The organism is Paenibacillus sp. PastM-3, assembly GCF_029893965.1.
Lineage (GTDB): Bacteria > Bacillota > Bacilli > Paenibacillales > Paenibacillaceae > Paenibacillus_AQ.
The window spans coordinates 26,130-37,092 of the sequence record NZ_JARXXP010000041.1 but is presented as its reverse complement, the minus strand read 5'-3'; the positions used below and the strand labels follow the sequence as shown (position 1 = coordinate 37,092).

Below are 10,963 nucleotides of genomic sequence, written 5' to 3'. Positions count from 1 at the left end.
TGGAGCTTTGTTAACCTTTTGGAACCGCCGTATGCGGACCCGCATGTACGGTGGTGTGAGAGGACGGGGGCTTGCCGCCCCCTCCTACTCGATTTGCGGCGTGCAAAAGCAAAGAAATCGTCACCTGGGCATAGGCAGATACATATTCTACTGCAGAACGAAAAAAACTGGGCTTCAAAGAAAGGAAGGCACTTTATGACTTCTTACATGGATTATACATCCCCGACTACTCAATTTACAGCGGATGTGAACTGCAATACGCTGTTTAAAAAGGATGACTGCAATTATATCAATGTGCTCGGGATCAAGCAGCTGAACACGCTGGAAAATACCTCACTGCTTGATATTTTTCTCAGCAAATCCAATGTGGTTGAGCCGCATTACCATCAGAATGCCGCTGAGCTGGTGTATTGTATTTCCGGTGCAGCAGTGGTTTCGCTGATCAACCCGTTCACTAACGAGCTGCTGCACTTCCCGATTACTCCCGGACAGGTGGCCAATGTGCCGCAGGGCTGGTGGCATTATGAGATCGCTACAGTGGATTGTACGCATCTGCTGGCCATTTTCGATGCGCCTACACCTGAGGTTATACTGGGATCAGATATTTTAAGCAAAACCCCGGCCAATGTACTGGCTCATACTTACTGCTTGAATGAGGCAATGGTGAAGGAAACACTGGCTCCAGTGAAGCCTAGAACCTTTATTGGTCCGCCTGCGGACTGTTGTGAACCTGTGAAGGCGGCTGCCGAAAATATGCAAGCCGCCAATATGGCCCCGAATATGGCTCCCAACATGGCTCCGGTGATGGGGGCGTCCAACATGCCCCCCAACATGGCTCCGGTGATGGGGACTTCCAACATGCCCCATTACATGCCCCAGCCGGCTTCGCAGGGTTTCGGGTATCAGCCGATGAGTGTGCATGCCTACTATGGCCAGCCTTATGTACAGCAGCCTTACCGCCAGCTGCCGTACGCACAAGGTATCCCGGCTTACCCGAATGCGGCAACAGACAACGAATGATAGGTGACATCTATAAAAAAGCCCCCCGGGTCATAAGAACCGGGGAACTGCTTCTAGGACAGGCGGACAAGCACCCGTCCTCTTGTATTGGATTTGAGGATATCTTCCAGAGCAGCGGGAAGTTCAGTTAATGTGATCTCCCGGTCTACCAGCACATCCAGATTGTCCGGCTTCAGATCATTTGCCATCCGTGCCCAGATGAGCTGACGCTTGCCGGCAGGGCAGGAGACAGAATCAATGCCCAGCAGGCTTACCCCTCGCAGGATAAAGGGCATTACCGTTGTCGGTACCGCGGTTCCTGCGGTTAATCCGCTGGCAGCTACCGCTCCGCCGTAGGCGATCTTGCTCAGTACGGCTGCCAGCGGGCTTCCGCCGACGGAATCCACCGCAGCCTGCCAGAGCTGCTTGTCCAGCGGCTTCACGGCCGCGCCGCCAACCTCTTCGCGGGAAATAACTTCCGCTGCGCCTAACTGCTGCAGATAGCCGGCTTCGTCCGTTCTGCCTGTGCTGGCTGTTACCTCGTATCCCAGCTTGGCCAGCATGGCAACTGCTGTGCCGCCAACGCCGCCGGTAGCACCGGTTACCAGCACCTTGCCTTTATCCGGAGCAGCTCCGTGATCCTCCAGCGCCTGAATGGACATTGCAGCAGTGAAGCCGGCTGTCCCGTAGATCATCGCTTCCCGCAGGCTGAGCCCTTCAGGCAGCGGAATCACCCATTCGGCCGGAATGCGGGCATATTCACTGAATCCGCCATAGTGGGACACGCCAATGCCATAGCTGGTGGCAATGACCGGCTGTCCGGGCTGAAAGCGGCTGTCCTCCGAGGACACGACTGTTCCGGACAGGTCGATGCCGGGAATGAACGGGTAATTACGCACGATGTTGCCGTTTGGAATGCTGGCAAGTCCGTCTTTGTAATTTACACTGGAATAAGCGACTTTGATCAAAACCTCCCCGGCAGGCAGTTCCTCCAGGGTAAGCTGCTTGACCCCCACTGAGAAAATATCGTTCTTGTCTACAACCAAAGCTTGAAATGTTTCAGACATTCTAAATCCGCTCCTATCCGTTAACTGTATGCAGGTCTGTTATATAATATTTATTCTGACCGGTCAACTTTTTTGTTGCTATGATATACTACACATAAGATGAAGCGGACAATCACGCTAAAAAAGCGGAGGGCGTATGGTAAAGTACAAGAAATCCGAAGAAAAACGCAAACAGATTCTTTCGGCCGCATTCCGCGCCCTGTCAGAGCACGGTTATGATGCGGTTACCCTGCAGACGATTGCGGATTACGCAGAGGTCAGCAAGGGGGTAGTCCACTATTATTTTACTAGCAAGGAAGCTGTGCTGGTAGAGCTGCTGGAATGGCTGACCGGCAAAATTTCCGCAAGGGAGCGGGCGGCAGTAGCGGAGCAGCATACGGCTGAAGGAAAGCTTAATGCCTATATTGATTCTGCGTTTGCCGGTCCGGTGCAGAACCGGTCGTTTTACCGGGTCTATCTCGATTTTCTGTCCAGGGCAAGCCGCAGTCCGGTCTACCGGGAAATTAACCAGCGGTTCTATGACAGCTGTGCGGGCATCAGCACAGAAGTGCTGACGCTGGGGCAGCAGGAAGGGATCTTCAACCAAGAACTGACGCCGGAACAGTCAGCACCGGTTATCCGGGCGATTATTGACGGCTGCCTGATCCAGTGGCTGATGGCTGATCAGGATGAGCTGCATACCTCTTTTAAGGAATCCTGCCACACTGCAATTATGAGGCTGCTGAGCGTGTAGCTAATGGTTACATTTTTGCAGAATTTGCTCACCTATAGTATGTTAAATTATGGATAGGTTATGCATAAGCTGACTGAGCAGCATACTGGCTGCAGTTATATCCTCAGTTGAGAGGTATTCAGGAGGTGCAGATGAAACGCAGAATTCATATCATGGGGGCCTCAGGAGCCGGGACCAGCACACTCGGGCAGGCGCTTGCCGGCCGGCTTCCGCATGTTCATCTGGATAGTGACGATTACTTCTGGGAGCAGAAATTCTCGAAGCAGCGTGAACTGACGGAGCGCCTTGGCAGAATCAGGCATGATCTGGAGCAGGAGGAGCCCTGGATTTTATCTGGTGCGGTGTGCGGCTGGGGGGATAGCCTGCGGCCCTATTTTGACCTGGTAATCTTTCTGTGGATTCCCCCGTCTATCAGACTGGAGCGGCTAAAGGCCAGGGAATATAAGCGTTATGGCAATGAGAGTCTTCCTGGCGGGAGCAAGTACAGGGACGTGCAGGCCTTTCTGGAGTGGGCGAGCCTGTACGATACGGCAGGTCCGGAGGTACGGAGCCTTAAGCTGCATGAGGCATGGATGCGGGAGCTGGACTGTCCTGTTGTGCGGCTGGAGGGGGACTTGTCGGTAGAGGAGCGTGTGGATGCTATTCTGAACTACTTATCCTGTGGAAAAGAGGGCTGAGCCTATGAGAGGGAATGCGGCGGTACGAACCCTTTTACTGAACGGATTTATCATGGTGCTGATGCTCCTGGCAGGCTGCAATAGCGGTGCACTTCATCAAACGTACACTTTTTCTGGTGAGGGCGAACACTGGTCGGCAATTTACAGTGAGACGGTTACAGAGAAGCCGGTTATTTCAGAAGGGAAAGCCACGTATTACCAGCCTTCAAGGGACTACAACTTTCAACTGGCCTACAAAGGGGAAGCCAAAGCCCTTAAAGAAATCAAGCAGTTTACGTATGGTTTCGAGGCGCTCGGCCATGGCTCAAGCCAATCGATGGAAGGCCCGGTAAGAATGGAGTCTTTGCACATGTACGGCTCAAGCGGCGGCTCGCTGAATCGCGGACAGTCAGTCATTACAGTAAGTGTAGAGTGGGACGGACAGAAGGAGCAGTTTGAGCTGCAGACGGACGGGGATGAGGCGGAGTGAGAATCGGGCTGGTCAGGCATTTTAAGGTGGAGCATCCGCCGCTGCGGGGCTGGGTAACCGGAGATCAGTTTAACCAGTGGGTTGCGGGGTATGATGAAGCCGGAATTCTGCTGGAGGCTGGTGCGGATTACGGTGCCAACTGGAAATACTGCATATGCAGTGATCTCTCCAGAGCCATACATACTGCCCGCCATATCTTTGCCGGTGAAATAAAGTACAGTCCGGAGCTTAGAGAAATCGGTGTGGCAGCCGCAGGTGGAAGGCTGTCCGGCTTCAAGCTGCCTTCCGTCTGCTGGATGGTGTTGGGCCGTATGCTGTGGCTTATGGGTCATTCCTCACAGCCTGAGAGCAGGCGGGATATTACTCAGCGTATTAATAACGTGCTGGATCACATTGAGGGAAGGCCGGAGCCAACAGATGTACTGCTTGTAACACATGGCGCGCTTATGAAACTGCTCGAACGGGAGCTGCGGCGCAGAGCCTATTACGGCCAACGAATGAATCACCCGCGAAATGGACAGCTTTATGTATATGAAAAATAACATTTGTCTTCGTAAGGAGAGTCGTACATACCATGGTAACGATCAAAGAAATTGAGGCGGATTCACTCGCGGAATTAAATGAGCTGTACCGGGAGCTGACCGGTGCGCTGACCGATCCCGGTAAGCTTACAAAGGCTTTCACGTCCATTAAGGCGGACAGCAGATACATCCTGTTAGGCGCTTATGTGGACGGGGAGCTGCTGGGTTCGATGATGGGGATTGTCTGCCAGGATCTGGTGGGGGACTGCCGTCCATTCATGGTTATCGAAAATGTCGTCGTCTCAAGCCGCGCCCGCCGTCAGGGTCTGGGCAAGCAGCTGATGACCGCCATCGAGAATATCGCCCACGAGCGCGATTGTTACTACATCATTCTCGTTTCAGGAGAGAAACGCAAGGAAGCCCATGTCTTCTATGAGAAGATGGGCTACCGGGACGAGAAGGTGGAGGGGTACCGCAAGCATCTGAGCTCGCATTGAGCCAACAGGCTGACTTGTCCGGTACCCGTTATAACCAGAGAAACAGTGAAGCTGATCACCATAACGGGGGTCAGCTTCCTGTGCTTTTGTAATGCCTAACGCCGATACGCCAGACCAGCAGGGAGAGTCCGAGAAAAGCAGTCCCGGCGGGAAGCGAAAGATAGCCAAGCCATGCCGGATAATTCCAGCCGCATACGGTGGCAGCCGGATAGAAGCTGATGAACAGCATCGGCAGCATAAAGCTGAAGACATTTTTCAGCACCCGCGGCATATACGGCTCCGGACAGCGGGTAATCTGGTAGCTGGCATTGGTCAGCAGGTAAATCCAGTCCAGGCCTTTAATCGTGAAAAAAGCAAGCCCAGAAGTCAGCACGAACACACCGCAATACATAATGCAGCCGCCCGCAAGCGCCATAACGAGAATTCCAACTTTACCGGGAGTGAGCTGCACTCCAAGCTGATTCAAGGCCCAGCCTGCTGCGCAGATTCCTGTTATTGGGCGGACAAGCCGGTGCAGGTGGAACCGGGAGGCGGCAACCTGAACGAACAGGGAGCGCGGCCGCAGCAGCAGCCGGTCGAAATCACCGGATCGCAGCTGATGCCACGGGAAATAGTCAAAGCCGCGGCAAAAGCTCTCCGCCAGGCCAAACGAGGCCACTGCCAGCGAGTATACCAGAATGATGTGGGCAACGCTCCATTCCCCGATATTGCCGAAGCGTGAGAACAGCAGGACGGTAGCGATCGGGTCGGAGACCACGACTACCAGCACCTGGATCAGCATCAGCCACCAGCCTTTATACTCCATTCCGGACAGCAGATGCATCCGCAAATATTTGAAATAGATTTTACCCTCGGCAATCATGCTGTGTGCTCACCCTCCCTGTACGATAATATTTTTCAGCTTACGGTTCATGATCAGCCGGCCGGCCGCGATAAAGAGAGTACTCCAGATACACTGCAGTCCAATTGCAGGCAAAGCTGCTGACGGAGGCATACTGCCGATGTAGAGCTGGGCCGGAATGTCGGCGAAGCCGCCGAACGGCTGAAGGTATAGAAAAGTCTGCATGAAGTCTGGCCATAGCCGAAGCGGAAGATAGGTTCCCGACAGAATTCCGCTCAGCAGCAGGAGCATATGGCTCGGACCGTCACCCCAGGTAACATTAAGCCGGACTACCGTCACAAGCATCGCAAATGACGAGCAGAGGACAAAGGCCATAATGACCGAGAGCAGAAAGCAGAGCAGCCCCGCAAAAGATGCAGGAGCACCAAGCGCATAAGCGGCGGGCATCAGCAGGCCAACCAGCACGGTAGCGACACTACGGATCCAGGAGGTGCCGAGCTTGCCGGCTGAGCTTTTGACGAACCAGTGGGTGTACAGATTCATCGGCCGGCACAGCTCGATCCCGACGTCGCCGTTGTTGATTTTGCCCATGATTTCACCGTCAATACTCATCGTCTGCAGTACAAAAAGCCCTTGTGCGATCCATACATAGGAGATGGTCTGCGGCAGGCTCATGCCGTTGTTGTTCCACGAGCCGTGCTCGCTATATGTATAAAAAACAGTGAACAGCACACATTCCAGCAGCGCCCAGAACACGCCGACCACCGTTCCCGAAATGGCCGACACCCGGTACTGCAGGCCTTCAGCCATCCGGATGCGGAAGAGGGAGAGTGATGCCCGGCAGGTATTTTTCAAATCCATTGCAAATACACACCTCCAGAAATAATATAAATGCCGTCACTCTATGAGGCTGCACACCCGGTTATGTCAGTGCCAGATCGTTGTACATAGCGGCGATCATCGCATCGGTATTGACCTTCATCACAACCTCGGGTGCATATTTCTCCTGCAGTCCGGCCAGTTTGCCGTCATAGAGCAGCTTGCCGTGCCCGATCACCATCACCCGCTCACATAGCGCCTCAATATCGTCCATATCATGGGTAGTCAGCAGCATGGTTACTCCGTGCTTGCGGTTTTCTTCCTTCAGAAAATCGCGCAGTGCCAGCTTCGATACCGCATCCAGTCCGATCGTCGGCTCATCTAGAAACAGAATTTTGGGCCGGTGCAGCAGGGCTGCCACCAGCTCACAGCGCATCCGCTGTCCCAGCGAGAGCTGGCGGACCGGGGTTCGTAACAGCGCTTCCACACCGAGAGTTGCCGTTAGCTCGGCCAGCCTGATTTGGTAATCTCCGGGCGGGATCGCATAAATATCCTTCAGTACGTCAAAAGAATCTGCCACCGGTACATCCCACCACAGCTGTGACCGCTGCCCGAACACGACACCGATCTTAGACACATGCTCCACACGGTTTCTCCAGGGCACTTTGCCGAGGATGGTGCATTCGCCGCTGTCGGGCGTAAGAATTCCGCTCATCACCTTGACCGAGGTGGATTTGCCGGCACCGTTCGGGCCGATGTATCCCACCAGCTCACCTTCCGCAATATCAAAGCCGATCCCGCCGAGCGCCTCCACCTCCGTCACATTCCGCATAAAAGCTCCCTTCAACAGCCCCCATTTGCCTTCCGGGCGTTTGTACACTTTAAAGCTTTTTTTGATCTCCCTGAGTCTGATTTGCATCCTGCTCGCCTCCTTCGCGCAAAACATCATACCATTATAGGAGTTAACGAGACAGCGGCGCTTTACACCCTGTAGTTCCTTCACAGACTGCAGCCGGGGGGAGAAGGTTTTATTTTCTCCGTTTTCCATAAAAATGCTTGCTATGTTGACATTTCCGTGCTATATTAATTTTATAGTTAACGCAGGAAAACTAGATGTTTTTTTTGTATCATATACATATTGAATTTACGTACCGGTGACCTTGGTTGCCGGTATTTTTGCGTTGTCAGGGGATGGTAAAAGCTGCAGCGTTTATATTCATTTTTTCCCTCGGACACGAATAGCCGCTGTGATACACTGAATGCAAAGGTACTTATTTAAATTTAAAATACCGGAGGGTTTAGATGCAGACATTGTTCCGTTACAACTGGATGGTCCGTGAAGAGTGGTATAAGTGGTGTGAGTCCCTGAGTGTGGAGGAGCTGCTGCGGCCGAGAACCGGCGGGGTAGGCGGCATTCTGAAGACGCTGTTCCACATCGCGGATGTGGAGTGGAGCTGGATAATGGCGATGCAGGGCAAGCCTGATTTTGAAGAGGATTTTGCTGAATACAGCACGCTAGAAAAGGTAAAAGAGCTGGATGCCCGCTTCCGGTCGGAGGTCGAGACGTTTGTGCTGGGCTGGCATGAGGGGCTGGAGCGGAATGTTTTTGTGGATAAGCGTTACGAAGGAGAGCAGGTTACAGATGCCTGGGGTGAAATTATGCGTCATATTATTGCCCACGAGATTCATCATATCGGGCAGCTGTCGGTCTGGGCGCGGGAGCTGGGGCATAAGCCGGTGTCGGCAAATGTGATTGGACGCGGGCTGCGGGAAACGTTGCCGGGTAAGGGATAAGCAGGTGATTCAGCCGTCTTTCAGGTTCGTGTTTTAAGCTTTTACACAGGCTTTACAAAATACGAATCTGCACAAGAGGAGGAATACATGTTTTGCGAATGAAGAGTATGTTCAGAAAAATGATGCTGACGACATTGTCGCTTGCGGTAGTAGCATCGGTGGGAGGCGTTACGGGCAGCCCGTCTGCAGCTTTTGCAGCTGAAGCAGGAGTAAGCCAGGCCTATGAATCCCTGTTCACACCGGATAAAGTGATTAATGTACAAGTGACGATTGACGATGAGGACTGGAAGAGCATACTGGCCAATCCCCTGGAAAAAGAATATAAAAGTGTCACGGTAGATGTGGATGGCACGGTGCTGGAGAATGTGGGCTTTTCCACCAAGGGTAATCTGACCCTGAAGTCGGTGGCGGCGATGACGGACTCCGACCGCTACAGCTTCCGGCTGAAGTTCGACAAGTATGATAAGACTCAGACGCTGATGGGCCTGGATAAAATGGTGCTGAACAACAGTTATTCCGACCCTTCGTTCCTGCGGGAGTATCTGCATTATGAGGCACTGCGGGCGATCGGCGAGGATGTGCCGCTGACTGTATTCACGAATCTTTATATCAACGGCGAGCTGTATGGCTTCTATATTGGCGTTGAGTCCGTGGACGACAGCTATCTGGAGCGTAATTTCGGTGAAGATGCGGACAGCGGCGTGCTGTATGATACCGAAGAGAAAAGCTACCTGAAATATGAGGAAGGCAGCGATTATGAAACACTGACTTATGATACCGGTACCGAGGATGACAAGGCATCGCTCAAAAATTTCATCAGCGTGCTGAACGCCATGCCTGACGGGGAAAAAGGCGATATTGAGAGTGTGCTGGATGTCGATTCCGCACTGAAATACATTGCCGCTAATGCCGTGCTGGGCAACTATGACAGCTATAACGGCGATAAAGGTCATAACTATCTGCTGTACGGGGATGCGGCCGGTAAATATACCGTCATTCCGTGGGATATGAATATGAGCTTTAACGGATATTCTACCGGAGGCGGCGGTGGAAGAATGCAGGGCGCGGCTGGAACGGCTGCTACCGGTACAACCGCTGCTGCCGGAACGGCCGGTACATCAGCTGGAACTGCAGCAGCATCGGCAACCAATGCGGTGACCGCTTCAATTGACACGCCGACGCTCGGCATCGATGTGGATCAGGTGCCGCTGATCGGCAATCTGCTCGAAGTACCGGAATACAAAACCAGATATTTAGGTTATGTCTCCGAGCTGGTGACCTATCTGGAGGGGATTCAGGACCGGATTACCGGGCTTGCCTCGCTGATCAGACCCTACGTTCAGGCAGATCCGACCAAGTTCTATACCATGGATCAGTTTGAGAACAATGTAGCTTATACAGCCGATGCCGGGGGCAGCGGCGGCATGATAGGCGGCGGAGGTAATATGACGCCTCCATCCGGCACGGAGGGCACACCGCCGGCGCAGCCTGATGCTGCTGCGGCCGGACAAGCCGGCGCAGCTGGCGGGACAACGGCAGCGGCTGGAACAGCAAGTGCCGGAACGACGGAGGGAGGCAGCTCAGCGGCTGGTGCAGGGACGGCTGATGCCGCACCGGGAGCAGGCGGTAACGCAGGCTTCTCCGGCGCAGGCGGCCCGCAGGGCGGACAGGGCATGGGCACGATGGCCGCGGGCTCGCTGATGACCTTCGCTCTGAACCGGCTGGCCAATCTGCAGGCGCAGCTGGGGCTTGAGGTTACTCCGCTGCCGGAGGTGGTTCCAACGAAGGGCAGCACGGCAGCGGCTGGAACGGCGGGTACAGCCGGATCGGCAGCAGCTTCATCCGCCAATAAGACGATTACAGTAACGCTGAACGGAACTGCTGTAAGCTTCCAGGATCAGGTTCCGCTGAATAAGGACGGCCGGGTGCTGGTGCCGGTCAATGCGATCTTTAGTGCACTGGGCGCTGACGTGACCTGGGATCAGACAACGAAGAAGATCACTGCCGTTAAAGGCAGCACTACCATCACGATGACCATCGGCAGCACAACCGCTTATGTAAATGGAACAGCCGTTACGCTGGACGTCCCGGCGCAGATCATTAATAACCGGACGATGGTGCCGGTGCGGTTCATCTCCGAAGGCTTGAATATGGATGTAAAGTGGGACGCTGCGGCCCAGACTGTTTCAGCAACGGATAAAATTGCGGAATAACCGGATTTCGGTAGACGGTTAGAGTACAGAGTTACCCTTCATTAAACAGTAGGTGCTGACCAGTGTGATGAGAGGATCTAAGTGGAAATTCGTCATCTATTTCCGGGTAAAATGCCGGGAGGAGGAATCTAATTGGAATAACGTCACTTAATTCTACTGTTTTTGCTTTCATTGGGGAATATAGCCGAAAATAAGTGGCGATTTTCCACCTAATCATTAGAAGTGAGCGGAAAGGAAGAATCTAAGTAGCGAAAATCCAACTAAATGCTGGACGTGACGCCCTCACTAACACAAAAGCGGTAGCCGGAAGGAACACTTCCAGGCTGCCGCTAT

At 53.5% G+C, this 10,963-nt stretch carries 11 protein-coding genes and 1 pseudogene; 8 read left to right on the top strand and 4 right to left on the bottom strand.

Annotation, left to right across the window (positions count from 1 at the left end):
* Window positions 1-195 precede the first annotated feature (195 nt).
* Window positions 196-723: pseudogene (locus tag M2108_RS31725) on the top strand (cupin domain-containing protein); the annotation flags it as partial.
* Window positions 724-1,073: 350 nt separating this feature from the next.
* Here M2108_RS31725 and M2108_RS29310 read toward each other — a convergent pair.
* Window positions 1,074-2,066: an acrylyl-CoA reductase family protein gene (locus tag M2108_RS29310; RefSeq protein WP_277472935.1), complete on the bottom strand. Its 993-nt coding sequence runs from the start codon at window positions 2,064-2,066 to the stop codon at window positions 1,074-1,076.
* Window positions 2,067-2,202: 136 nt separating this feature from the next.
* On the opposite strand from M2108_RS29310, the gene M2108_RS29305 reads away from it, so the two are divergent.
* From M2108_RS29305 to M2108_RS29285, 5 genes are all read left to right on the top strand, one after another.
* Window positions 2,203-2,799 carry a TetR/AcrR family transcriptional regulator gene (locus M2108_RS29305; protein WP_277472934.1) on the top strand — a complete coding sequence of 199 codons (597 nt, stop codon included), beginning with the start codon at window positions 2,203-2,205 and terminating at the stop codon, window positions 2,797-2,799.
* 131 nt (window positions 2,800-2,930) lie between these two features.
* The gene (locus M2108_RS29300; protein ID WP_277472933.1) at window positions 2,931-3,476 is read left to right on the top strand and encodes an ATP-binding protein; all 546 of its coding nucleotides are present in this window, start codon (window positions 2,931-2,933) and stop codon (window positions 3,474-3,476) included.
* Window positions 3,477-3,480: 4 nt separating this feature from the next.
* Window positions 3,481-3,945: a hypothetical protein gene (locus tag M2108_RS29295; protein ID WP_277472932.1), complete on the top strand. Its 465-nt coding sequence runs from the start codon at window positions 3,481-3,483 to the stop codon at window positions 3,943-3,945.
* Entirely contained in the window at window positions 3,942-4,487 is a 546-nt protein-coding gene (locus tag M2108_RS29290; protein WP_277472931.1) for a histidine phosphatase family protein, read from the top strand. Before M2108_RS29295 ends, M2108_RS29290 begins: the two co-directional genes overlap by 4 nt.
* Window positions 4,488-4,519: 32 nt before the next feature.
* Window positions 4,520-4,963, top strand: coding sequence for a GNAT family N-acetyltransferase (locus M2108_RS29285; protein ID WP_277472930.1), 444 nt, complete (start codon window positions 4,520-4,522; stop codon window positions 4,961-4,963).
* Between the two features lie 70 nt (window positions 4,964-5,033).
* Here M2108_RS29285 and M2108_RS29280 read toward each other — a convergent pair whose 3' ends face one another.
* The 3 genes from M2108_RS29280 to M2108_RS29270 form a co-directional block, all read right to left on the bottom strand.
* Window positions 5,034-5,825, bottom strand: coding sequence for an ABC transporter permease (locus tag M2108_RS29280; protein WP_277472929.1), 792 nt, complete (start codon window positions 5,823-5,825; stop codon window positions 5,034-5,036).
* 9 nt (window positions 5,826-5,834) lie between these two features.
* Window positions 5,835-6,665, bottom strand: a complete 831-nt coding sequence (locus M2108_RS29275; protein WP_277472928.1) for an ABC transporter permease — start codon at window positions 6,663-6,665, stop codon at window positions 5,835-5,837.
* A gap of 61 nt (window positions 6,666-6,726) precedes the next feature.
* The gene (locus M2108_RS29270) at window positions 6,727-7,542 is read right to left on the bottom strand and encodes an ABC transporter ATP-binding protein (RefSeq protein ID WP_277472927.1); all 816 of its coding nucleotides are present in this window, start codon (window positions 7,540-7,542) and stop codon (window positions 6,727-6,729) included.
* 383 nt (window positions 7,543-7,925) lie between these two features.
* On the opposite strand from M2108_RS29270, the gene M2108_RS29265 reads away from it, so the two are divergent.
* Both M2108_RS29265 and M2108_RS29260 read left to right on the top strand, forming a co-directional pair.
* Entirely contained in the window at window positions 7,926-8,417 is a 492-nt protein-coding gene (locus tag M2108_RS29265; protein ID WP_277472926.1) for a DinB family protein, read from the top strand.
* A 98-nt stretch (window positions 8,418-8,515) separates the two neighbouring features.
* Window positions 8,516-10,630, top strand: coding sequence for a CotH kinase family protein (locus M2108_RS29260; RefSeq protein WP_277472937.1), 2,115 nt, complete (start codon window positions 8,516-8,518; stop codon window positions 10,628-10,630).
* Window positions 10,631-10,963: the final 333 nt, after the last annotated feature.